Annotated in this window: 23 protein-coding genes; 8 read left to right on the top strand and 15 right to left on the bottom strand. The window is 65.9% G+C overall.

What is annotated here, in order from left to right:
- Positions 1-2 precede the first annotated feature (2 nt).
- The 5 genes from ACVOMH_RS12855 to ACVOMH_RS12875 all read right to left on the bottom strand — a co-directional run bounded on the left by ACVOMH_RS12855 (position 3) and on the right by ACVOMH_RS12875 (position 5,738).
- Positions 3-1,331 (bottom strand): acetylglutamate kinase, encoded by a 1,329-nt coding sequence (locus tag ACVOMH_RS12855; protein WP_481552208.1) that lies wholly within the window; start codon positions 1,329-1,331, stop codon positions 3-5.
- A 68-nt stretch (positions 1,332-1,399) separates the two neighbouring features.
- Positions 1,400-2,497 (bottom strand): acetylornithine deacetylase, encoded by a 1,098-nt coding sequence (locus ACVOMH_RS12860; protein ID WP_481552209.1) that lies wholly within the window; start codon positions 2,495-2,497, stop codon positions 1,400-1,402.
- A 93-nt stretch (positions 2,498-2,590) separates the two neighbouring features.
- The gene (locus tag ACVOMH_RS12865) at positions 2,591-3,787 is read right to left on the bottom strand and encodes an argininosuccinate synthase (protein WP_054657559.1); all 1,197 of its coding nucleotides are present in this window, start codon (positions 3,785-3,787) and stop codon (positions 2,591-2,593) included.
- A gap of 73 nt (positions 3,788-3,860) precedes the next feature.
- Positions 3,861-4,868, bottom strand: coding sequence for an N-acetylornithine carbamoyltransferase (locus ACVOMH_RS12870; RefSeq protein WP_054657561.1), 1,008 nt, complete (start codon positions 4,866-4,868; stop codon positions 3,861-3,863).
- 303 nt (positions 4,869-5,171) lie between these two features.
- Entirely contained in the window at positions 5,172-5,738 is a 567-nt protein-coding gene (locus ACVOMH_RS12875; RefSeq protein WP_481552210.1) for a hypothetical protein, read from the bottom strand.
- Between the two features lie 163 nt (positions 5,739-5,901).
- Between ACVOMH_RS12875 and cysS the strand changes: the two genes are divergently transcribed.
- From cysS to ACVOMH_RS12890, 3 genes are read left to right on the top strand one after another with little or no spacing between them, the layout of a single operon-like run.
- On the top strand, positions 5,902-7,269 hold the full coding sequence (cysS, locus tag ACVOMH_RS12880; protein ID WP_481524531.1) for a cysteine--tRNA ligase: 1,368 nt from the start codon (positions 5,902-5,904) through the stop codon (positions 7,267-7,269).
- A 39-nt stretch (positions 7,270-7,308) separates the two neighbouring features.
- Positions 7,309-7,749 (top strand): SufE family protein, encoded by a 441-nt coding sequence (locus ACVOMH_RS12885; RefSeq protein ID WP_481524530.1) that lies wholly within the window; start codon positions 7,309-7,311, stop codon positions 7,747-7,749.
- Entirely contained in the window at positions 7,746-8,987 is a 1,242-nt protein-coding gene (locus ACVOMH_RS12890; protein WP_481552211.1) for an MFS transporter, read from the top strand. Before ACVOMH_RS12885 ends, ACVOMH_RS12890 begins: the two co-directional genes overlap by 4 nt.
- Before the next feature lie 3 nt (positions 8,988-8,990).
- Here ACVOMH_RS12890 and ACVOMH_RS12895 read toward each other — a convergent pair whose 3' ends face one another.
- Entirely contained in the window at positions 8,991-9,449 is a 459-nt protein-coding gene (locus ACVOMH_RS12895) for a nucleoside deaminase (protein WP_054657569.1), read from the bottom strand.
- Between the two features lie 69 nt (positions 9,450-9,518).
- Positions 9,519-10,685 (bottom strand): RNA polymerase-binding protein DksA, encoded by a 1,167-nt coding sequence (dksA, locus tag ACVOMH_RS12900; RefSeq protein ID WP_481552212.1) that lies wholly within the window; start codon positions 10,683-10,685, stop codon positions 9,519-9,521.
- 277 nt (positions 10,686-10,962) lie between these two features.
- On the opposite strand from dksA, the gene yidD reads away from it, so the two are divergent.
- The 3 genes from yidD to ACVOMH_RS12915 are packed head-to-tail and all read left to right on the top strand — an operon-like array spanning position 10,963 to position 13,416.
- The gene (yidD, locus tag ACVOMH_RS12905) at positions 10,963-11,217 is read left to right on the top strand and encodes a membrane protein insertion efficiency factor YidD (protein WP_481524526.1); all 255 of its coding nucleotides are present in this window, start codon (positions 10,963-10,965) and stop codon (positions 11,215-11,217) included.
- Position 11,218: 1 nt separating this feature from the next.
- Positions 11,219-12,565 carry a dihydroorotase gene (locus ACVOMH_RS12910; RefSeq protein ID WP_481552213.1) on the top strand — a complete coding sequence of 449 codons (1,347 nt, stop codon included), beginning with the start codon at positions 11,219-11,221 and terminating at the stop codon, positions 12,563-12,565.
- Entirely contained in the window at positions 12,565-13,416 is an 852-nt protein-coding gene (locus ACVOMH_RS12915; protein ID WP_481552214.1) for a M23 family metallopeptidase, read from the top strand. The genes ACVOMH_RS12910 and ACVOMH_RS12915 overlap by 1 nt, the downstream gene beginning before the upstream one ends.
- A 108-nt stretch (positions 13,417-13,524) precedes the next feature.
- On the opposite strand, the gene ACVOMH_RS12920 is transcribed toward ACVOMH_RS12915, so the two are convergent.
- The 5 genes from ACVOMH_RS12920 to efp all read right to left on the bottom strand — a co-directional run bounded on the left by ACVOMH_RS12920 (position 13,525) and on the right by efp (position 17,704).
- A complete protein-coding gene (locus ACVOMH_RS12920) occupies positions 13,525-14,208 on the bottom strand; it encodes a phytoene/squalene synthase family protein (RefSeq protein ID WP_481552215.1) in 684 nt (227 codons plus the stop codon).
- Between the two features lie 21 nt (positions 14,209-14,229).
- Positions 14,230-14,919 carry a phosphoglycolate phosphatase gene (locus tag ACVOMH_RS12925; protein WP_481552216.1) on the bottom strand — a complete coding sequence of 230 codons (690 nt, stop codon included), beginning with the start codon at positions 14,917-14,919 and terminating at the stop codon, positions 14,230-14,232.
- Entirely contained in the window at positions 14,916-15,638 is a 723-nt protein-coding gene (gene ubiG / locus ACVOMH_RS12930) for a bifunctional 2-polyprenyl-6-hydroxyphenol methylase/3-demethylubiquinol 3-O-methyltransferase UbiG (protein ID WP_481524522.1), read from the bottom strand. The genes ACVOMH_RS12925 and ubiG overlap by 4 nt, the downstream gene beginning before the upstream one ends.
- 43 nt (positions 15,639-15,681) lie before the next feature.
- Positions 15,682-17,019, bottom strand: coding sequence for a TRZ/ATZ family hydrolase (locus ACVOMH_RS12935; RefSeq protein ID WP_481552217.1), 1,338 nt, complete (start codon positions 17,017-17,019; stop codon positions 15,682-15,684).
- Positions 17,020-17,137: 118 nt separating this feature from the next.
- A complete protein-coding gene (gene efp / locus ACVOMH_RS12940; protein ID WP_054658693.1) occupies positions 17,138-17,704 on the bottom strand; it encodes an elongation factor P in 567 nt (188 codons plus the stop codon).
- A gap of 100 nt (positions 17,705-17,804) precedes the next feature.
- Here efp and epmB point away from each other — a divergent pair, with 100 nt between their 5' ends.
- Entirely contained in the window at positions 17,805-18,833 is a 1,029-nt protein-coding gene (gene epmB, locus ACVOMH_RS12945; protein WP_481552218.1) for an EF-P beta-lysylation protein EpmB, read from the top strand.
- 1 nt (position 18,834) lies between these two features.
- On the opposite strand, the gene ACVOMH_RS12950 is transcribed toward epmB, so the two are convergent.
- From ACVOMH_RS12950 to ACVOMH_RS12960, 3 genes are read right to left on the bottom strand one after another with little or no spacing between them, the layout of a single operon-like run.
- Positions 18,835-20,979, bottom strand: a complete 2,145-nt coding sequence (locus ACVOMH_RS12950) for a putative bifunctional diguanylate cyclase/phosphodiesterase (RefSeq protein ID WP_481552219.1) — start codon at positions 20,977-20,979, stop codon at positions 18,835-18,837.
- Positions 20,976-21,902, bottom strand: a complete 927-nt coding sequence (locus tag ACVOMH_RS12955; RefSeq protein WP_481552220.1) for a phosphate/phosphite/phosphonate ABC transporter substrate-binding protein — start codon at positions 21,900-21,902, stop codon at positions 20,976-20,978. The genes ACVOMH_RS12950 and ACVOMH_RS12955 overlap by 4 nt, the downstream gene beginning before the upstream one ends.
- 52 nt (positions 21,903-21,954) lie before the next feature.
- Positions 21,955-22,725, bottom strand: coding sequence for an RNA methyltransferase (locus ACVOMH_RS12960; RefSeq protein ID WP_481552221.1), 771 nt, complete (start codon positions 22,723-22,725; stop codon positions 21,955-21,957).
- Between the two features lie 118 nt (positions 22,726-22,843).
- Between ACVOMH_RS12960 and ACVOMH_RS12965 the strand changes: the two genes are divergently transcribed.
- On the top strand, positions 22,844-23,671 hold the full coding sequence (locus ACVOMH_RS12965; protein WP_054658991.1) for an inositol monophosphatase family protein: 828 nt from the start codon (positions 22,844-22,846) through the stop codon (positions 23,669-23,671).
- The last annotated feature ends 91 nt before the right edge of the window (positions 23,672-23,762 follow it).

A 23,762-nucleotide genomic window follows, 5' to 3' on the forward strand; every position in this document is an offset into this window, starting at 1 on the left:
ACTCAGCCTTGGAGGCTCGGTTTGCGTTCGGCGCAGTGCTTCACATAGCCCTTGATGCTGTCGAAATCGTCGGCGCCAAACCAGAACACCTTCCAGTGATCGAGCTTGTAGCAGCCATCGGATTCGGAATAGTAGAAATGGTTGACCGGGTTGCCGTTACGCGAGCGCCAGAACAGCTGCGGGGTTTCCTCCAGCATCACATTCCAGACCGCACGCCCGAGCCCCTCACCCTGTGCGTCGTCCAGCACGGCGAACTTGTCCAGGTACACGCCCTCGGCCTCATCAGTGAGGATCACCGCGGTGCGGTAGTGCTCGCTGACATAGGCGCGCAGCAGCCTGGTCTTCTCGAAGTAGTCCGGCACCAGCGTACGGCCGAAGCTGGATTCGATCAGCGTCTTCAGCCGCGCGGCGTCGAGCTGATCCCACGATGTGGCCTTGAGCACCTTCTCGCCGCGACGCACCAGCGTGCCCGAGCCCTTGTGGGTGAACAGCTCCTTGGCCAGATCGGCCGGACGCGTGATCGACACCGAGGACTCCTCCGGCAAGCGGTCCAGCAGGTCCTTGATCTGCTCGATCTTGACCCGCATGCCACCGTGGATCCACGGCTGCGCCATCAGCTGGTCGTACTCGGTGGACAGGTTGATCGAATCGATCACCCGGCCCTCGGCATCGAGCAGGCCACCGGTACCGGTCAGGAAGATGATCTTGTACGGCTGCAGCTCCTGCACCAGTTCATTGGCGGCAAAATCCGCGTTGATGTTGAGGATCTGCCCGCTCGGGGTTTCGCCCAGCGAGGTGATCACCGGGATCGAACCGGCCTTCAGGCTCGCCTCGATCGGCGCCAGGTTCACCGCCTTGACCTCGCCGACCAGACCGTAGGTATCGCGGTCGAGGTATTCGGCCTCGAACACGCCACCGGTGATCGAGGTCGCACGTGCGCCATTCTGCTGCAGGGCTTCCACCAGCTTCAGGTTAGAGCTCTGGAACACCTTGCGCACGATCGCCAGCGCTTCGGGCGAGGTCACCCGCAAGCCGTCGATGGTGTGCTTCTCGATTCCGGCCGCCGACAATTCGGCATCCAGCTGCGGGCCGGCGCCGTGCAGCACGATCGGGGTCAGGCCGACCTCCTGCAGGAACGACAACGACGAGGTCAGCGCTTCCAGATCGTCGCGCAATACCGCGCCACCGACCTTGACCACGGCAAAGCGCTTGGCATCGAGCTGCGAGAACCGTTTCAGGTACTGGCTGATCTCCTTGGCGCTGGCCATGCTCGAGAGCAGGCGCACGATGGTCTGGCGGGTTTGGCGGTGGGGTTGCATGGCAGGGGACATGTCTTGCTTCATCGGGGCGACCGCGGTCGCAGGGGAGAATCCGGCGCAGCCGCGCCGGGTCACGTGCTTCAGGCGCCGCGCTGCAGGATCCGCAGCACCGACTCCGCATAACGCTGCAACTGTTCCAGCGTGACGAACTCGTCGGCGGTATGGGCCTGGGCGATATCGCCCGGGCCATACACCATCGTGGTGTAGCCACCGGCCGAGAACAGCGAGGCCTCGGTCCAGAAATCCACCGCATTGCCGATCGGCAGGCCCAGCTCGTCGGCGACGTCGCGGGCGGCCAGGCGGCGTTCCTCGGCACGGGCGATATCACCGGACGGCAGGCTCGGGCCCCGGAAGGTTTCCTCGAAGTGCGCCGCCGACGGCTCGGCAAAGCCGGCGAAAGTGGCCAGCAACCCGTCGATGTCCATCGACGGCAACGGACGGAAACCGAAACGCAGCTCGGCCTCGGGCGCGATCATGTTGGCCTTGATCCCCCCTTCGACGCGGCCGATGTTGAAGCGCAGCCCGGTCAGGCCACCGAAGCGTGCATGCGCCAGCGACTCGACATGTTCCAGCGCTTTTCCGCCCCAACGCATGGCCTGATGCAGCGCGCTGGCCGACGGATCCTGCTTGCCCGAAGCATGGCCCGCACGACCGGCAAATTTCATCAGCACGGAGCTGATCCCCCGATGGGCCAGCACCGCTTCGCTCATGGTCGGCTCGGCGACGATCACCGCTTCATAGGGGATGCCACGGGCCAGGAAGGCGGCGATACAACGCGGATCATTGGCTTCCTCGTCGCTGGAGAACAGGAACGCCGCATCGCCATCGGTCAGGTTGGCGGCGGCCACCAGCGCGGCGGCGGCGCCCTTGATGTCGCATACCCCCAGGCCGACCACGCGGTCGTCCAGGCGCCGCATCACATGCGGATCGGCCGACCAGTGCGGTGAATCCGGCACCGTGTCCAGATGCACATTGAACAGGTACTTGGGCGTGCCACGCACCGCGTAGAAACTGACCGCACCGGCACCGTGGTCGATCACCTCGACATTGAAGCCCGGCAGGTTGGCGCGCAGGTAATCGAAGATGCCACCGGTGGTGATGGCACGCGGCGGATTGCGGGTGTCAAACGACACCAGCGCCTGCAGGTGGTCCAGCGTCGTGTCAAGCAACTGCGTCATGGGCATTCAAACCGGAAGAAAGCAGTGGAAGCCCGGCGCAAGTGAGCCGGGCGGAAACAACAGCGGGCACCGCCAAGCGGCGCCCGTCGCGGATCAGCGATTGACCTGCGCGTACAACGTGGAGCTCATGCCAAACAGCTTGATGAAGCCTTCGGCTTCTTCCACGCCCCAATCGGCCGACTGCGCGTAGGTCGCGCCCTTGGCGTTGAGCAGGTGCTCGGACTTCACCGCCACCGCATCGACGCGGCCGCCGCGGGTTTCCAGCACCACCTCGCCATTGACTTTGGCCTGCGAGGACTTCAGGAACGCCTCGATGTCGGTCTTGAGCGGGTCGTGGTAGAAGCCTTCATACACCAGCTCCACCCACTTGCGCGCCACGTCCGGCTTGAAACGGTTCTGCTGCTTGGTCAGCACGGCGTCTTCCAGCGCGCGGTGCGCGGCCAGCAGCGAGACCAGGCCCGGCGCTTCGAACACGATGCGGCCCTTCAGGCCGATCACGGTGTCGCCGGTGTACACGCCACGGCCCACGCCGTACGGGGCGAACATCTTGTTGAGGCGGGCCAGGATCTGCTCACCCGGCAGTGCCTTGCCGTCCAGCGCGACGGCCTCGCCCTCGACGAACTTCAGGGTCACGGTCAGCGGTTCGATCGGCCAGGCGCTGCGCGGCGCGCACCAGCCGCGGGCGCCTTCGCCCGGCGCTTCCCAACGGTCGATCTCGCCGCCGGACATGGTCAGGCCCAGCAGGTTCTCGTTGATGGTGTAGGCCTGCTGTTTGGCACGCACGCCGAAGCCACGCTCTTCCAGGTACTTCTGCTCGTAGGCACGGGTCTGGGTGTGTTCTTTCTGGATTTCGCGGATCGGCGCGACGATCACGTAATCACCCAGCGCCTTCACTGCCAGATCGAAGCGGACCTGGTCGTTGCCCATGCCGGTGCAGCCGTGGGCGATGATGTTGGTGCCCAGCTCGGCGGCGCGCTTGAGCGCGGCGTCCACGATCAGGTAACGGTCCGACACCAGCAGCGGGTACTGGCCCTGGTAGCCCTCGCCGGCCCACACGAACGGCTTGACGAAGCCCTCCCAGATTGCCGGGCCACCGTCGACGGTGACATGGCTGCTGACGCCCAGCTCGGCGGCACGCTTCTCGATGAAGTCGCGCTCTTCGTCGTCCACGCCGCCGGTGTCGGCGAACACGGTGTGCACGTTGTAGCCACGCTCCTGCAGGTAGGGCACGCAGAAGCTGGTGTCGAGGCCGCCGGAGAAGGCGAGGACGATGTCTTTCTTGGAGGTCATGTCAGTTGCTCGTGAAGCGGACCGGCGGCCCGCCATGGGGGAGGAAAGCGGAAAGGTTGCAGGAGGTCCGGATTCAGCGCACCAGCGCCGACATGATGGCCTTCTGCACGTGCAGGCGGTTTTCGGCTTCGTTGATGGCGATGCACTGCGGCGAGTCCATCACACCGTCGGTGGCCTTGACGTTGCGGCGCAGCGGCAGGCAGTGGCTGAACACGCCATTGTTGGTCAGCGCCATCTTGGCCTCATCGACGATGAAGTGCTTGTACTGGTCGCGGATCGGCTGCTCCGGGGCCCAGTTGCCGAAGAACGGCAGCGCTCCCCAGCTCTTGGCGTAGACCACATCGGCGCCGGCATAGGCGCTGGCAATGTCGTGGCTGACCTGCAGCGAACCACCGCTCTCGGCCACGTTCTGCTCGGCCCAGCCCATGTAGCGCTCATCCAGGATGTAGTCCGGGGTCGGGCACAGCAGGGTCACGTCCATGCCCATGCGCGTGGCGATGGTCAGCGCCGAATTGGCCACGGCGGTGTTGAGCGGCTTGGGATGGTAGGTCCAGGTCAGCACATACTTCTTGCCGCGCAGGTCGGTGGTGCCGAAATGTTCCTGCAGCGCCAGGATGTGCGCCAGTTCCTGGCACGGATGGGTGATGGTCTCCATGTTGATGACCGGCACCGGCGAATACCTGGCAAAGCTCTTGAGCACCTGGTCCTCGCGGTCCTTGCTCCAGTCCACGAATTTCGGGAACGCACGCACGCCGATCAGGTCCACATAACGGCCCAGCACCTTGGCCACTTCGGCGATGTGTTCTTCGGTATCCCCGTCCATGACGGTACCGAGGTTGAACTCGATCGGCCAAGCGTCCTTGCCCGGCTGCAGCACCACCGCATGCCCACCCAGCTGAAACGCGCCCAGCTCGAAGCTGGTACGGGTGCGCATGGACGGATTGAAGAACACCAGGGCGATCGATTTACCCTTCAGGTCATCACCCAGCTTGTGTTGTTTGAACAACGCCGCCTGGGTGAGCAGTGCGTCCAGTTCGGCGCGGCTCCAGTCCTGGGTGTTCAAGAAGTGCTTCAGAGACATCGATCTTTCCTTCGCTGCGGGGAAATCCGTCGTTACCGGCGGAAGGTGCGCGGACGCGCAATTCATTACGCTTGAAACTTTTCATGGATCGGAAACGAAAAAACCCAGCCTGGGCTGGGTTTTCCGAACAGACAGCACGAAGCTCCGGTTACCCAGCGAAATTGTGGGGTTCCGGTCGGCGGGCACGCGACGTCATACCGGAGGCCATCCGGGCGGCGCTGATACCAAGCTGGGCGTCATTCGATTTCATCGGCGCGCATGGTCGCACGCACGCCGGGGGGGCGCAAGTGTCGCAACGCAACATCAAGGATTGCCTGCAGCCTGTTCAACCATCGAGCCGATATCCGGGGTGATGGAGACCCGCAGTTTCAAGCGGTTTCCCGGATCCTCCGGCAGGCGCGAGCGGAATTTGACGCCCTTGTAGACATAGTCCACGTCATAGGCGATAGGCCGGCGGAATTCACGGCCCACCTCGACGATCTTGCACTCCGGGGTCAGCATCGCGGCATGCCGGCTGGTGTCATGGATGCGCGGCGCCTCGGCGGTGTCTTCCGCGCTTTCTTCACGATTGACGAAAATACCCCGTACCGAGTCCCAGAAGCGGCGAAAACCGCCCTTGCTCTCCTCCCCCTTCACCTGCACCGGCGCAAGCGTGCGCGTGGCGACAGGTTCGCAATGCTCTTCGGTGCGGGTTGCGCGCAGGGTCTGGAACACCGGTTCGACATTGAGCACCTGGGCATAGTCGTAGCGCACATTCTCAACCACCACGACGCGGTTGCGGCCATCGACCTCGGAAGCTTCCTGCGCCCGTGCCGAGGCGACAAAAAAAGCCAGCAGGCAGAGGACGGACAAAAACGGCGCGGGATTCATCAACACTCGCAGCGGGAAGAGTCGGGTCACGATCGATAGTGTAGGCAGCCAAGCCGACGCTGGCCTGAACATAACCCGTCCACGACCCGATTGCCCAGCCCGGACGTGCCCCACCGTGCCGGGACCGCTAGAATTGCGCGGTTCGTTTCTCCCCCGGATACCCATGACCCTGCGCCTGCACAACAACCTGACGCGGCAGCTGGAGCCCTTCGCTCCGCTCGACCCCACCGCCCCGACCCTGTATGTGTGTGGCCCCACGGTCTACAACTACGTGCACATCGGCAACGCCCGCGGCCCGGTGGTCTTTGGCGTACTGGCCGACCTGCTGCGCCGCCGCTACGGGCATCTGCGTTACGCGCGCAACATCACCGACGTGGACGACAAGATCAATGCCGCCGCCAAGGAACAGGGTGTGCCGATCTCGGCCATCACCGACCGTTTCGCGGCCGCCTACCGCGAGGACATGGCCGCGCTGGGCGTGGTGCCGCCGGATATCGAGCCCGAGGCCACTGCGCACATCCCGCACATCATCACGATGATCGAAGGCCTGATCGGCAGCGGCCACGCCTACGCCGCCGAGGGTCACGTGCTGTTCTCGGTGGGCAGTTTCAAGGACTACGGCAAGCTCTCGCGCCGCGATCCTGACGAAATGCTGGCCGGCGCCCGCGTCGATGTGGCGCCCTACAAGCGCGATCCGGGGGACTTCGTGCTGTGGAAACCGTCCACCGACGACCTGCCCGGCTGGGAATCGCCGTGGGGCCGTGGCCGCCCGGGCTGGCACATCGAGTGTTCGGCGATGGCCGCCGCCCATCTGGGCCCGACCATCGATATCCACGCCGGCGGCGTGGATCTGCAGTTTCCGCACCACGAAAACGAGATCGCGCAAAGCGAATGCGCGCATGGCGGAAAGACCTTCGCCCGCTTCTGGCTGCACAACGGCATGCTCAACTTCGGCGGCGCCAAGATGAGCAAGTCGCTGGGCAACATTGAACGCGTGCACGATCTGGTGCAGCAGCATCCGCCGGAAGCGCTGCGCTATGCGCTGCTGTCGGCCCACTACCGGCAGCCGCTGGACTGGTCGGACGCACTGATCGAGCAGTCGGTACGGACGTTGGACCGTCTGTACGGCACGCTGCGCGATCTGGCCGATGTGGACGCCATGGCCACCATCCCATCCAGCGTCGAAGCCGCGCTGGACGATGACCTCAACACGCCGCTGGCCTTGGCCGAAGTGGCCCGCATCGCCAGCGACGCGCGCAGGGCCGAATCCGCCGGGGAAAAGGCTCGCCTGAAGGCCGAGCTGCTCGGCGCCGGTCTGGCGCTGGGTCTGCTGCAGCAGGCACCGGCCGACTGGTTCAGCCGCGGCACCGATGCCGGCGATGATGCCCGCATCCAGGCCCTGATCGATGAACGCATCGCCGCCAAGCAGGCTCGCGACTTCGCCCGCGCCGATGCCATCCGCGACCAGCTGGCCGCCGAGAACATCGTGCTGGAAGACACCCCGCAGGGCGTGCGCTGGAAGCGCGGCTGAGTCGCCGCCCCCTGCCCTGACCGACAACCGGATACTGAAGTGATTGATACCCCGTTTCCGCTCGAACCCACCGCCGCCGATGCCCAGGCCACGATCGCCGAAGAGTTCTCCTTCTTCGGGGACTGGTCCGAACGCTACCAGTACCTGATCGATCTGGGCCGCAAGCTGCCCACCTTCCCGGAGGAATGGAAGAGTGAGGAGCATCGCCTGCACGGCTGCCAGTCAATGGTGTGGATCGTTCCGGAAGGCAACGCCGAGAAGCTGGTCTTCCATGCGGTCAGTGATTCGGCCATCGTCTCGGGCCTGATCTACCTGGCACTGCGCGTCTACTCCGGCCGCTCGGCCGCGGAAATCCTGGCCACCGCCCCGGACTACGTCGCCGCTATCGGCCTGGCCAAACACCTGTCACCCACCCGCAGCAACGGCCTGGCCGCCATGCTGGCCTTCATCCGGGATACCGCCCAAGCGCAGCAGCAGTGAGCGCTGTAACGGACAGCAGCCCTGGCGCGATCCTGCGCCAGCCCGGCTTCGCCCAGCTGCTGGCCTACCGCATCACGGCGATGCTGTCCTACCAGATCGTCGCGATCACGGTCGGCTGGCACATCTACGAGATCACCCGCAATCCATTTTCACTGGGGCTGATCGGTCTGGCCGAAGTGCTGCCCTACTTCTGCGTGGCGCCGTTTGCCGGCCACCTGGTCGACCATCTGCCGCGGCGCAAGCTGGGCATGGCCGCCAGCCTCGGCCTGATCGCCACCGCTGCGGTGCTGGTGATGGTGACCAACGGCTGGCTTCCGTTCAAAGGCACCTGGCCGATCTACCTGGCCATCGCCCTGACCGGCATGGTGCGCGCCTTCCTCTCGCCGGTCTACAACGCCCTGTTCGCCCGGGTGCTCGCGCGTGGGCAGTTCGCACGCGGCGCCGGCTTCGGCAGCGTGGTGTTCCAGGCCGGCATGGTGCTTGGCCCCGCCCTGGGCGGCCTCCTCGTGGCCTGGGGCGGCAAGAGCCTGTCCTATGGCGTGGCTGCGGTGATGGCGACACTGGCGCTGCTCGCACTGGCATCGCTGCGCGTCAGCGAACCGGCGCCGCCGCAGTCGCGCGCACCGATCTTCGCCAGCATCGCCGAGGGCGCGCGCTTCGTGCTGGGCAACCAGATCATGCTCGGCGCGATGGCGCTGGACATGTTCTCGGTACTGCTCGGCGGTGTCGTCGCGATGCTGCCGGCCTTCATCCGGGAAATCCTGCATCACGGTCCGGAAGGCCTGGGCATCCTGCGCGCGGCGCCGGCGCTGGGCTCGATCTGCGTCGGACTATGGCTTGCCCGCCGCCCGTTGCAACGCCATGCCGGACGGGTCCTGCTGTTGGCCGTGGCCGGCTTTGGCCTGTGCGTGATCGGCTTCGGGCTGTCACAACACTTCTGGCTGTCCGCGGCCATCCTGCTGTTCTACGGTGCCTTCGACGGCGTCTCGGTGGTGGTGCGTTCGACCATCCTGCAGCTGGCCACTCCCGACGAGATGCGCGGTCGCGTCTCCTCGATCAACGGCCTGTTCATCAGCTCATCCAATGAACTGGGCGCGCTCTATGCCGGCAGCATGGCGCGCCTGCTCGGGCTGGTGCCTGCCGCGGTGATCGGCGGCTGCGCGGTACTGGGCGTGGCCGGCATCACCGCATGGAAAGCGCCGCAATTGCGGCGCCTGGACCTGCGTGACCTGCAATAAGCCTCAGGCCTGCGCCCGGGCCCATTCGGCATAGAGCCCCTCCTCCCCCGCCGGCGGCAACGACTGCAACCCCGAGTCCACTGCGGCCGGGCCCGCCGCCAGACGCGCGTAGACCGCAGCGGTCGACAATCCGAACGGCTGCGCGTCCTCGTTGGAGTAGGCGAACCATGCCCGCTCGATGCCGCACAGGTACATCGCCGCCAGACACATCGGGCACGGATGGCCGCTGGCGTAGATCACACACCCCTCCAGCCGCGGGCTTTGCAGGCGCGCACTGGCGTGGCGGATCGCCCGCATCTCGGCGTGATCGGTGGGATCGTGACTGGCGTGGATGCTGTTGGCCGCCTCGGCCAGCACCTGCCCGTCCTTGACCAGTACCGCGCCAAACGGGCGCCCGCCCGCGGCGATGTTGTCGCGGGCCAGCGCCACCGCGCGACGCATGAAAACTTCGGCATCAGACATTGCGTCTCTCCTCAACAAGGAAACCCCGCCGTGGCGGGGTTCCGGATGGCATCAGCGGTGCGGCGGGACTTATTCGCCCTGCTGCTTCTGCAGATGCTCCCAGCGCTCCTGCGCATCGATCGTGCGCTCGGCGGTGAGACGGGCTTCCAGCCGGTCCAGGCCGATTTCCTCGCCGGTATCCACGCAGTAGCCGTAATCACCGGCTTCCAGACGCTTGAGCGTGCTGTCGATCTTGCCGATCAGTTTGCGGTAGCGGTCACGGGTACGCAGCTCGAGCGAGTTCTCGGTCTCGCGCGTGGCACGCTCGGCCTCGTCACCGATATCACGCACTTCTTCGCGCAGGTTCTCGATGGTCTGCTTGGATTCCTCGACCAGATCAGCGCGCCAGTCCTGCAGACGCTGGCGGAAATATTCCTGCTGCAGCGCGCTCATGTATTCCTCATCCGCCGACGGCTTGTAGCCCTCCGGCAGGATCGGACGACCGGTGGCGTCATCGACTTTGTATTCCACCACCTTGTACTTGCTGCGCGGAGCCGGAGCGGCCGAGCGTGCGGTGACGGCCACGGCGACCTTGCCGACCGGACGGACGGCAATAGGCGCAGCGGACTTGACGGGGGCCTTGACGGAATTTTTTACGTGGGATTTCGGTGCAGACACGGGATTCTTGGATTGCGGGGTCTTGGTCGCAGGCGACGGCTTGGCGGCAACCGGTTGGGTAACCGGAGCTGCGGCCGTCTTGGCGACGTTGACCGGGACAGACTTGGCCGTCACCGGCTTGGAAGCCGGCTTCGGTACGGACTTGGCCGCGGGCTTGGCGACGGGGGTTTTGACTGCCTTGGCCACGGCGGGCTTGGCAGGCACTTTCTTGGCAACAGGAGCTGGAGCGGGCTTGCTGGCGACCTTTTTGACCGGCGCGGCGACCGGCTTGGCCACCTTCTTGACGGCCTTCTTGGCTGCCGGTGCCGCCTTCTTGGCTACCACCTTCTTGACCGGAGCCGCCTTGGCTACGGTCTTCTTGGCGGGAGCCTTCTTGACCGGCGCCTTCTTGGCTACCACCTTCTTTGCTACCACCTTCTTTGCTACCACTTTTTTGGCGGACGCCTTCTTGGCTGCCGGCTTGGCGGCCTTGGTGACCGGCTTCTTCGCAACTGGCTTGGACACCGCCTTCGTTACTGCAGGCTTGGCGGTTTTCTTGGCGGCCTTGACGGCCTTCTTTGCAGTTTTTTTAGCAGCCACGAAACGCTCTTCCTTGTTTCCCCCGGGGCCCGGGAAAGCGGGCCTTTATAGCCTACCCGACCAGCAGCGGCAACCGCGCCAGCCCGTTCAATCTGAACGGATGCTCGACACGTGCAGAATCGGTTCGATGGTGTCACCGGACCGTTCGCGCAGTTCGGAACCTGACCAAGCGCATCAGCGCGCCCGGCGGGCCGCTGAAGCAGCAACGCCGCATCGGCAACCCTCGCGCATCCTGCGACAAATCCTGCGGCAATGCCAACTGGCATATCATTAACGGGTGATCGGCCGCCTTCTCATTGCCGTACTGCGCTTGTACAAGCGCCTCATCAGCCCCCTGCTCGGGCCGCGCTGCCGTTTTGTCCCCAGTTGCTCCGAATATGGGATGGAAGCCATCTCCGTCCATGGCCCGTTGCGTGGCTGCTGGTTGACGCTGCGGCGGCTGGGGCGTTGCCACCCGTTCCATCCGGGCGGCCTCGACCCCGTCCCCAAGCGCGCCGACGCCCCCTCTTGCCGCTGCACAGGAAAACACTGACATGCCCTCCACGCTCATCCGCAATGCCCGCATGGTCAACGAAGGCCGCACCTTCGACGGCGACCTGCGCATCGAGAACGACCGCATCGCGCAGATCGGCAGCGGCCTGACCCCGCGTGACGGCGAGCAGGTGGTGGATGCGGCCGGGCGCTGGCTGCTGCCGGGCATGATCGATGACCAGGTGCACTTCCGCGAACCGGGCCTGACACACAAGGGTGACATCGCCAGCGAATCGGCCGCGGCCGTGGCCGGCGGCCTGACCAGCTTCATGGACATGCCCAACACCAACCCGCCGACCCTGGATTCGACCATCCTCGAAGCCAAGTACGAACTGGCCAAGGGCCGGGCCTGGGCCAATTACGGTTTCTATCACGGCGCCAGCAACGACAACCTCGATGCGATCCGCGCCTTGGACCCGAAGAAGGCACCAGGCGTGAAGGTGTTCATGGGGGCCTCCACCGGCAACATGCTGGTCGACAACCCGGAAACCCTGGACGCGATCTTCCGCGAATGCCCGACCCCGATCATCACGCATTGCGAAGACACGCCGATGATCGACGCCAACCTGAAGGCCTTCCAGGAAAAGTACGGCGACGCGCTGACCCCGGAGATGCACCCGGATATCCGCTCGCGTGAGGCCTGCATCAAGTCGACCCGACTGGCCATGTCGCTGGCGCGCAAGCACGGCACCCGCCTGCACGTGCTGCATATCTCCACCGCCGATGAGCTGGCGCTGTTCGAGAAGGGTCCGCTGATCCGTGCCGATGGCAGCCGCAAGCAGATCACCGCCGAGACCTGCGTGCACTTCCTGCACTTCGCCCGCCCCGATTACGCGACCAAGGGCAACCTGATCAAGTGCAACCCGGCGATCAAGGACGTGTCCGACCGCGAGGCGATCACCGCTGCGCTGGCCGACGACGTGCTGGACGTGCTGGCCACCGACCACGCCCCGCATACCTGGGAAGAGAAGCAGAAGCCCTACGCACAGGCACCGTCCGGCCTGCCGCTGGTGCAGTACGCGCTGGTCGCGGCGCTGGAACGCGTGCACGAAGGCAAGCTGAGCCGCGAACAGGTGGTGCAGAAGTTCGCCCACGCCCCGGCCCAACTGTTCGATGTCGAAGAACGCGGCTTCCTGCGCGAGGGTTATTTCGCCGACCTGGTGCTAGTCGAGGACGTGCCGTTCACGGTCAAGCGCGAGGACGTGCTGTCCAAGTGCGGCTGGTCGCCGTTTGAAGGCACCACCTTCCGCTCGCGCATCGCCTCCACCTGGGTCAACGGCCAGCGGGTGTGGGATGGCAGCAAGCTGGTCGGTGCACCGGCCGGCCAGCGCATGACCTACGATCGTTGATGCGCAAGGTATTTCTGTTCGGGGCGCTGCTGCTGGCCACGCCCCTGTTCACCGCACCGGCGGCACAGGCGCAGGATGACATCGGCAACCTGCTCGACAGCCGCGTGGTGTTCCCGGCCAGCGTTTCGCAGGGCGCGATGGTGATCGGCAAGGTGCCGGCCGGCAGCACGGTCCGCTATGCCGGCCGCGAGCTGCGGGTCAGCAGCTATGGCAGCGTGGTGTTCGGTGTTGGACGCGATGAAAAGGGCCCGTTGCAGGTACAGGTGCAGCGCCCGGAGGGCGGCAGCGAGACCATTTCAATCGCGGTGACTGCGCGTGACTGGCCGACCGAGCACGTCAACGGCGTACCGCCGAAGACGGTGAATCCGCCGCCGGCCATCGCCGAACGTATTGCCCGCGAGCAGGCACTGGTGACCGAATCGCGCAAGCGTGACGACAACCGTACCGACTTCACCCAGACCTTCCTCTGGCCGGTGCAGGGCCGGATCAGTGGCCGCTTCGGCAATGCCCGCGTCTACAACGGGCAGCCCGGCAGCGGTCATTCCGGAATGGATATCGCCGCGCCTACCGGTACCCCGGTCAAGGCCCCGGCGGCCGGCATCGTGACGTTTGCGGGCCCCGACCTGTACCTGACCGGCGGCACCCTGGTGCTGGACCATGGCTTCGGCATCAGCTCCAACTTCCTGCACCTGTCGCGGATCGATGTGAAGGTCGGTGACCGCATCGCACAGGGCCAGACCATTGCCGCCGTAGGCGCGACCGGCCGCGCGACCGGCCCGCATCTGCATTGGGGGATGAACTGGTTCGACACACGCATCGATCCACTGCTTGTGCTGGAACGCGGCAAGTAACCGCCGATCATTCACCACACGGGCACGCGGCAGCGCGCCCGCGCACTCACGCCACTGAACGCCCGCGGACGCGGGGCGGCGCGTGCGTCGTGATTTGACACACAACGCTCAACCGCGCGCAGCCCACCAGCTGCGCCACAACAGTCCCGCCGGGCTGGGCTGATACTCGCCACCGCGCAGGCAGGCCTGCAGGCGGCCACGCGCCAGGGCCGCGTAGATGCGGCGCGGTCGCGGACCGGCCACACGGGCCCGCCAGCCGGCCTGCAGCACCTTCTCCCACGCCGCTTCGCCACTAAATTCCTGCGGCGCGGCGGCCACGCCCAACTCCTGCACACGTTGCGCCAGGGTCTGCGTCAGCACCGCATCGGCGGCAGCCGGCAGCGACGCCGTGTTGAACACGGCCGCTTCCACCGCGGCAACGGCCGCAGCATAGGCCGACAGACTGCTGCGCGCCTGCGCCGCGTCAGCCGGACGTGCACGGGCAGCGATCAGGCCCGGCAAGGCGTCAGCCAACTGCGCCCAGGGCGCACGCACCGGCTCCAGCACCCGCCCCAGCGGATGCCGCGAACGCTGCGTGTTCCAGCTGCGCAGCTCCTCGCCCCACCAGGCCAGCTTGGCATCGACCGGCGTGGTATCACCGGTTGTATTGAGCATGTCATCGAACTCCTGCAGCAGCGCGAACCACGCCACCGCACGGGCACGATCGGCCTCATCGACGAAACGCTCCACGAAGGTCCATTCCGGCCACCGCGCACGCCATTTGTCCAGGAAGCTGTCCAGCGCACTACTCACGTCATACCTCGAATAATTGGATCAGACCGAAGCCCGATAAACGGCCGGCCACGCCGCCGGCTGGCACAGTTCATGTGGCAGCGTGCAGATGCGGTTGGCCTCCCAGGTAGCCGGGTCATCGTCGTCCAGCCGGTACCCCCACAGCGCCGCCACCGAGGGCATCCCGGCTGCACGGGCGGCGACGATATCGCGCTCGTCATCGCCCACGTAGACACAGCTCGTCACGGCCATACCGATGCGTTGCGCCGCCACCTGCAATGGCAGCGGGTGCGGCTTGCGTTCGGCCAGCGTGTCCCCGCCGATCAGTACTGCGCAACGTTGCTCCCAGCCCAGCTGCGGCACGATCAGCCGCGCCAGATACTCCGGCTTGTTGGTGACAATGCCCCAGCGGGCACCGGCCTGTTCCAACGCCTCGAGCATCGGCTCGATACCGTCGAACAGGCGCGCGTACTGGCCGATCAGCGACTCGTAGATGTCCAGGAATTCCGGGATCAGCGCATGCCGCTCGCTCTCTGCCATCTGCGGGAAGGCCACTTCCAGCATCGCCCGCGAGCCTTTGGACACTACCGGCCGCAGCTGCTCCGGAGCCACCGGCGGCATCTGTCGCGCCTCGCGCATACGGTTGGCGGTGGCGACGAAATCCGGTGCACTGTCCAGCAAGGTGCCGTCCAGATCGAACAGCACCGCCGCCGGAAACGCCGCCGAAGTCATGCCTGTTCCGGTTTGACCGCGTAGGCCAGGTAATTGATGTCGGTGCGGCTGCTCAGGCGGGCGCGGTTGCGCCACGGCTCGTAGGCCATGCCGGACACGTCCTGCAGCGACAGGTCGGCCTCGCGCAACCATGCGCCCAGCTCGGCCGGCTTGATGAATTCCTGGTAGTGGTGCGTGCCCTTGGGCAGCAACCGGGCAATGTACTCGGCGCCGACAATGGCCACCGCAAAGGCCGCCGCGGTGCGGTTGATGGTGGACAGGAACAGCTTGCCGCCCGGACGCAGCAGGCGCTGGCAGGCGGCGATGATCGCGCCCGGGTCCGGCACGTGCTCGAGCATTTCCATGCAGGTGACCACGTCGAACGCACCGGGCTGCTCGGCGGCCAGATCCTCGGCGGCCTGCACCCGGTAATCGACCTGCACGCCCGACTCCAGACCATGCAGGCGCGCGACCTTGACCAGTTCCGGCGCCAGATCGATCGCGGTGACATTCGCGCCTTCTTTGGCCAGCGCCTCGCTGAGCAGGCCGCCGCCGCAGCCGATGTCCAGCACCTTGGCGCCGCGCAGCATGACGCGATCGGAAACGTATTTCAGCCGCACCGGGTTGAGCGCGTGCAGCGGCTTTTGCGGGCCATCCGCATCCCACCAGCGGTTGGCCAGCGCGGCGAACTTGTCCAGTTCGGCCTGATCGAAATTGGTGGAGCTGGAAGCTGCGCTCATATCGGTTTCCTGTTGCGGCCGCGCGTGGCGGCCGGTTGCGCGGTCAGGCGCGGATGGTACGGATGCGGTCGCGCCACTGGCGCGCATTGGCGGTGATCGCGGCAATGTCCATATCGACCAGCTGACGCTGGACCAGCTTCGGTTTGCCTGCAATCCAGACATCGCTGACCTGGTGGCGACCGGCGGCATACACCAGCTGCGACAGCACGTGATGCAGGGGTTGGGTCTCCAGCGCCGACAGGTCCACGCAGGCCAGATCGGCCTGTTTGCCGACCTCGATCGAGCCGATGCGGTCGGCAAAGCCCAGCGCGCGTGCGCCGCCCAGCGTGGCCGCACGCAACGTGGTCGCCGCATCCAGCGCGGTGGCATCGTTGGCCACGGCCTTGGCCAGGATCGCCGCGGTGCGGTTCTCGCTGAACATATCCAGATCGTTGTTGCTGGCGCAGCCGTCGGTACCGATGGCCAGGTTCACGCCGGCCTTTGCCAGTGCGCAGGCCGGGCAGAAGCCCGAGGCCAGCTTCAGATTCGATTCCGGACAATGCACCACGCTGACACCGCGTTCGGCGCACAGGTGGATCTCGGCCTCGGTCAGCTGGGTCATATGCACCGCGATCAGGCGCTCGTTGACCAGCCCCAACCGGTCCAGCCGCGCCAGCGGGCGCTGGCCGTGAAGCTTGATCGAGTCGCTGACTTCCTGCGCGGTTTCATGCGTATGCAGATGCACCCGCATATCGAGCTGGTCGGACAGCATCCGCACCCGCTCGAAGTTGGCATCGTTCACCGTATAGGGCGCGTGTGGCGCAAACGCGGTGCCGATCAGCGCATCGCCGCGCCAGGCATCGTGCAGCTCGCCGGCACGGGCGAAGTATTCGTCATCGCTCCTGGCCCAGGCGCTGGGGAAGTCGATGATCACCGAGCCCACCAGCGCGCGGAAGCCATGCTGCCGGTACACCGCAGCCTGCACGTCGGCGAAGAAGTAGTTCTCGTTGGCGCAGGTGGTGCCACCGCGCAGCATCTCGGCAATGGCCAGACGGGTGCCATCGGCGACGAACTCCGGTCCGATCACCGCCGCTTCCACCGGCCAGATGTGCTCGCGCAGCCACGTCATCAACGGCAGGTCGTCGGCCACGCCACGCAGCAGCGTCATCGGGTTGTGCGTGTGCGCATTGACCAGGCCCGGGATCAGCGCCGCTTCCGGGCGCGACACCACTTCTTTGGCTCTGAATCGCTGGCGCGCTTCGGCGCGCGGCAACACCGCCACGATCGTGCCATCGGCCACCGCCACGGCGTGGTCTTCCAGCACCACCGCATGCGGCTCGATCGGCACCACGTAACCGGCTTCGATCAGAAGATCACATGGCTGGGGTTGCACTTCACTCACGGTCATCACCACCTACAGGACAGGTTCCGGCGGACGCCGGATGCGAACAGGCGCCGCATCCCCCACACCTGCAGCGCGGAGCTGTGGGTGAAGGGTGGCGGCGCCTGCATCGTGTTGCTTACTTGACGCGCGCGGAGTATTCGCCCGAACGCGTATCAACCTTGATGATTTCATCCTGGTTGACGAACAGCGGCACGCGGACCACCGCCCCGGTCTCCAGCGTGGCCGGCTTGCCGCCGCCACCGGAGGTGTCACCCCGCACGCCCGGATCGGTCTCGGTGATCTTCAGTTCGACGAAGTTCGGCGGCTGCACGAAGATCGGCTGGCCGTTGAACAGCGTGACCACGCAGTCCTCCTCACCCTTGAGCCACTTCTCGGCGCCGCCCATGCCGGCCTTGTCGGCCTGCACCTGTTCGAAGGATTCCGGATCCATGAAGTGCCAGTACTCGCCATCGGCGTACAGGAAGCGCATGTCGGTATCGACCACATCCGCGGCTTCCAGATCGTCGGTCGCCTTCATGGTGATTTCCTGCACGCGGCCGGACCGGATCAGACGGTACTTGACGCGCGTGAACGCCTGGCCCTTGCCCGGCTTGACGTATTCGGTATCGGTGATGACCGCTGGTTCGTTATTGACCAGGATCTTCATCCCGTTCTTGACGTCATTCATGCCGTAAGTGGCCATACTGAAACTCCTGGAAAAGACGAAACCGCCGCGGGGAGCGGCCGGCCGGATTAGAATGGAACGCCCGCCGTCAGGTGGGGCATCTGTTTTCTGACCGCCAATGATAACCGCAGCCCCCGCCCTCACTCCAGAAAAAGCCGTCATCCCCTTGCCCGCGCTCCGCTGGCAGGAGCACTGGCGGCAGGCCATCCGCGACCCGGCCCAGCTGCTGGCGGCGCTGGCGCTGGATCCCCGGGACCTGGGAGTTTCGGCCGAGGCACTGGCGCAGTTCCCGCTGCGGGTACCGCGCAGCTTTGTGGCGCGGATGCGGCGCGCGGACCCGTCCGATCCGCTGTTGCGGCAGGTGCTGCCGATTGACGCGGAAATGCAGGTCGTCCCCGGATTCAGTTTCGATGCGGTCGGCGATGGGGCCGCCAAGAAGGCCACCGGCGTGATCCAGAAGTACCGTGGCCGCGCCCTGCTGGTCGCCACCGGCAGCTGCGCCATCCATTGCCGCTACTGCTTCCGCCGCCATTTCGACTATGCCGGGGAGAACGCCGCCCGCAACGGCTGGGAAGACGCGGTAGCCGCGATCGCCGCCGATCCCTCGATCGACGAGATCATCCTCTCCGGCGGCGATCCGCTGTCGCTGACCACCGCCAAACTGGCCGAACTGACCACCGCCCTGGCAGGCATCGCGCACATCAGGCGGCTGCGCATCCACAGCCGCCTGCCGGTGGTGATGCCCGAGCGGGTGGATGAGGAGCTGGTGCAGTGGCTGGACCAGCTCCCGTGGCCGGTGGCGTTCGTGATCCACGCCAACCATGCGCAGGAATTCGACACGGCGGTGGATGCCGCGCTCGCCCGCCTGCGCGGCACCGGCGCCCAGCTGCTGAACCAGGCCGTGCTGCTGCGCGGGGTCAATGACGACCTGGATGCCCTGGCCGCATTGAGCGAACGCAGCTTTGCCGCCGGGGTATTGCCGTATTACCTGCATCAACTGGACCGGGTGCAGGGTGTGGCCCATTTCGAAGTCAGCGACGAGCGCGCCACCGCCCTGCATGCCGGGCTGATGGCCCGGCTGTCAGGCTACCTGGTGCCGAAACTGGTGCGCGAACTTCCCGGCGATACCAGCAAACGCCCACTCTGATTCAGCAGGACTCGATGACGGTCGCGTCGATCAGGCGCACCAGATCGTCCGTCTCCAGCGGGCGGCTCAGCCAGTAGCCCTGGGCCAGATCGCAGCCACGCTGCTCCAGCAGATCGAACTGGCCCTGCTGCTCGATACCCTCGGCCACCACGGTGATGCCCAGCGCGTGGGCCATGGCGATGATCGCCGTGGTCAGCGCCAGGTCATCCGGATCGCGCTGCAGGTCGGCGACAAAACTGCGGTCGATCTTGACCCCGTCCACCGGCACCTGGCGCAGATGGCTCAAGCCGGAGAAGCCGGTGCCGAAATCATCCAGCCACACCTTCACGCCGGTGCGATGCAGCTTTTCCAGCAAAGAGGCGGCCAGCATCTCATCGCCGATCACCGCCGTTTCGGTCAGCTCCAGATGCAAGCGCGAAGCGGCCAAGCCGGAACTGCGCAGACACCGCCCCACCTCGCCGATCAGATCGCCATTGCGCAACTGTCGCGGTGAAATGTTGACGGAGACAAACAGCTCCTCGCCGGACGCATTGCGCGGCCACTGCCGTGCCTGGTGGCAGGCCGCGTCCAGCACCTTGGGCCCGAGCTGCTGGATCAGCCCGCTTTGCTCGGCCACATCGATGAAGACCGTCGGTGGAATGGCCCCCAGCACCGGATGCTGCCAGCGCAGCAGCACTTCAGCGCCCACCAGCATGCGGTCGCGGGTACGGAATATCGGCTGATAGACCAGTCGCAGCTCGCCCCGATCCCATGCTCCGCGCAACTCCTGCTCCAGATGCAGGCGCCGCTCCACGGCGTGATCCATCGCCCGGTTGTAGTAGCGGAAACAGTTCTTGCCGGCCATCTTGGCCTGGTACATGGCGATGTCGCCGTTCTTGAGCAGCGCACTGGCATCACCGGCATCCTCCGGGAACAAGGTGATGCCAATGGAGCTGCCCAGGAAAATCTCGCGCCCCTGCACATTCAGCGCCTGTCCCAGATCACACACCAGGCGCTCGGCCAGCCGCGTGGCGGTACTGCCCGCCGCGCCACGGCCATCGCCGATCAGGATCACGAACTCATCACCACCAAAGCGCGCCAGCAGCGCCTCATCGTCGCCCTCCTGCTCCAGCGCGCCGGCGATGCGCTGGGCGAACTGCAGCAGCGCCTCGTCGCCCGCCTCGTGCCCCAGGGTGTCATTGACCCGCTTGAACTCATCGATATCGACAAACAGCAGGGCCAGGGCACCACCGGAGGCGCGCGCGCCCAGCAGGCGGTGATCGAGCGCCTCGCGAAACGCCAGCCGGTTGGTCAGCCCGGTCAGCGCATCGGTGTAGGCCATCTGCCGCACTTCCCGGTCATGCTTGGCAATGCTCTGGCTCATGCGGCCGAACGTGCGGATCAGCTCTCCCACCTCGCCGCCGAGCCGGGTGCTCTGCGCCTGCACCTGGTAATCGCCGGCCTCGATCTGTCGCGCCGCACTGCCCAGCCAGCGGATCGGGCGCACCAGCGTGCGCTGCACGTACAAGCCCATCACGCAGGCAAAACCGATCAGCGCCGCCATCAGCAACAGTCCCCACCCCAGCTGCCGACGCCCGCTCTCGCGCATGCGCAGCTCAAGCATCTGCAGGGCCTCGGCCTCTTGCGTCTGCATCTGCGACAGGCCCATCCCCAGCCGCAACCCGCCAATCGGCTGCCCGCCAATGCGGATTGGCAGATCCACCTCCAGCACCGACGGCGATTCCTGCACCCGCAGCGCCGTGGCGGCGATCGCGCCCTGTGCCAGCGGGTCCTGCATCTGCCGCCCGTAGCTGGCCACGTCCATCGAACCGTCGTGGATCAAACGCCCCTCCGGATCATGCACCAGCACATAGCTGACCGCCTTCTGGCTGACGGTGTTGCGCACCACCGCGCCGATCGCATCCAGATCCGAATAGTACAGCGGATTCACCAGCGCCTCCACCAACGACTCGGCCAGCGCCACGCCCTGCTTGCGAACGCCCTGCTGCAGAACCTGTGCCACCACGTCGCCGCTGATCCGCAACACCTCGCGCTGCGTCGCGGCCTGCCGCGCCAGTATCAACGCCACAATCGCAGCGACCACCAGCAAGGCTCCGGCCATCGCGAGCAGGAAGCGCGCCTGCAATCCGAAGCGGATCTGTTTCATTCCACCTCCATCCGCACACGTACCAGACCGGCACGCAGGCGGGCCAGTGCACGCTGATTGGCAGGGTCCACGGCGTGGAAGCCGGTCGTGCCGAAAAACTTGTGCAGCGCCACCCTGGCCTGCGGATCCCGGCTGGCCTCCAGCAGCACCTCTTGCAACCGCCGGCGCACCATCGGGTCCAGATCCCGCCGCACCATTTCCAGCGCACGCGGCAGCGGTTCGCTGCGATGGATCACCCGCAGGTCCATACGGAACGCTGGCGGCACACTGCGCGCGTCCTCCCAGTCCAGGTTGCTGATCACGCCGGCATCGACCAGACGCTTGTGCACATAGGTGGAGATGTTCAATTCCGACCGGGCAAAGACATAGCCCACCGAGTCGGCGGCGGGCACATCCTTCGGGCTGAGGAGTATTTCCGGCTGCACGCCGTGATCGAGCAAGGTCATCGCCGGCACCAGGTAGGCGCTGGTGGAGAGCACGCTCTGCATCGCCAGCGTGCGACCGCGCAGGTCCTCCAACCGGGTGACCGGGCTGTCGCGGCGGACGAAGAACACACTCCGATAGCTGCTGACGCCGTTGCGCTCGGTCAGCAGCAACGGCCGCGCGCCGGCACGCTGCTCCAGTGCCATGCCGGTACCCGAGGTCTCGGTAACCCAGTCCACCCGGCCACGACGCAGGTAGCTGGCCATCTGCTGGGCATCCTTGGCCATCAGTATCCGGCCCTCACGGATCCCCACATCACGCATGCGCGGGACGACGTAGTCCAGCAGAGGCTTCAGCTGGTCATAGTGGGCCTTCGGATCATCGCTGATCCGCCCCAGTACCAGCACCGAACGCTCCATCGCCGCTGCCGCGATTGGCTGCAGTGCAGCCAATGCCAGCGCGGCTCCCCACAGCCATCGCAGCACACCCAAAACGGCCACTCCCCTGTTGACCGTCCAAGCGTACCGGAAATCATGAAGCGTGATTCACCTCTCAGTCATGTCGCTGTGCGGCCAGCCGCGCCATGCGCTGCGCATCGGAGAGGATGCCGCGCAGCAGCCGCACTTCCTGCTCGCTCAATTCGGCCTTCATGAACAGGCGCCGCAACTTGCGCATCGCCGATTCCGGCGCACGGCCCTTGTGGAAATCGATCTGGTCCAGGGTATCGCCCAGCTGCCCGAACAGGCCTTCGACCTGCGAATGGCTGGCCGGCGTATCGTCCTGACCGGGGGGCTGATCGGCCGCTGCCAGCGGCGCGCCCCGGGGGCTTTCCAGCGCCGCCATACGCACCTCGTAGGCCAGCACCTGCACTGCAGCCGCCAGATTCAGCGAGCTGAACCCGGGATCCGACGGAATATGCACGGCGGCGTGGCACAGCTGCAGCTCGTCATTGGTCAGCCCCGTGCGCTCGCGACCGAACACGAACGCCACCTCCGCCGGTTCCCCCGCCTTGGCGACGGCCCGCTGCCCGGCGACTTCCGGCAGCAGCTCTTCCAGCTGCACCCGGCGCGCGCGCGCGGTGCAGCCCAGCACCAGGCGGCAATCGGCCACGGCCTCGGCCAGGGTGCCAAATACAGGGGCATCCCCCAGGACATCCTCGGCCCCGGCCGAACGGCGGAACGCGACGTCATCCAGCGGGTTCTCCGGGGCCACCAGCACCAGCCTCGACAGCCCCATGGTCTTCATGGCCCGGGCCGCCGCACCGATATTGCCCGGATGCTGGGTGCCGACAAGAACAAAACGAATATGAGCGGAAGCAGACATGGCGGTAAAAAAATCAGGAGCTGGACAGCCGTAGATGGTAAACTGCGCGACGGCCTTTGCGCCGACCTGCTCTTTTCCCCCGCCAATCCGATCTCTGCCTTCACGGGAGCCTTTCGCCATGCAGAAACCCGCCGTAACCGTCATGGTCAAGGCCGCACGCCTCGCCGGCAACGTCCTGCTCCGCAACATCAACAAGCTTGAAGCCCTGAACGTGGTACAGAAGGGTCGGATGGATTACGCCAGCGAAGTCGATGGCGATGCGGAAAAGGTCATCGTCAAGGAACTCAAGCGCGCCTACCCCGAATACGGCATTTTCGGCGAGGAAGGCGGCATCCAGGGCGTCAACCGCTTCATGTGGGTGATCGACCCGCTCGACGGCACCAGCAATTACCTGCGCGGCTTCCCGCACTACTGCGTCTCCATCGCCCTGGTCGAAAACGGCGAGCCGATCGACGCGGTGATTTTCGACCCGCTGCGCAACGAACTGTTCACTGCCAGCCGTGGCAATGGCGCCGTGCTCAACGACCGCCGTATCCGCGTGGCGGAGCGCAAGGATCTGGAAGGCACGATGATCCACACCGGTTTCGCGCCGCGTGAGCGCGCCCGTGCCAGCACCCAGCTCAAGACCGTCGACACCCTGCTGGTGCAGGCCGAAGACGTACGCCGCACCGGTTCGGCCGCATTGGACCTGGCCTATGTGGCCTGTGGCCGTGCCGATGCCTATTTCGAGGCCGGTGTGAAAGCCTGGGACATCGCCGCCGGCGTCCTGCTGGTCCGCGAAGCCGGTGGCAAGGTCTGCAACTACCGCGGCGCGACGCTGGCCCGCATGGATTCACGCGGCCCGGAAACCCAACAGGTGGTAGCCGGCAACATCAAGGTGTGCGAGGCGCTGCAGAAGGTGATCGTCAACACCGGCTACGCCGCTGAATTCGATCCGAAGTTCTGATCGAGACCGCTTGCGCGTTGATGAAACGGCACCCGCAAGGGTGCCGTTTTTGCTTGGGGTGTACGCATCCCTCCGGCGGGCGCAGCCAACC

The sequence above is a fragment of the Stenotrophomonas sp. STEN013 genome (genome assembly GCF_056760355.1).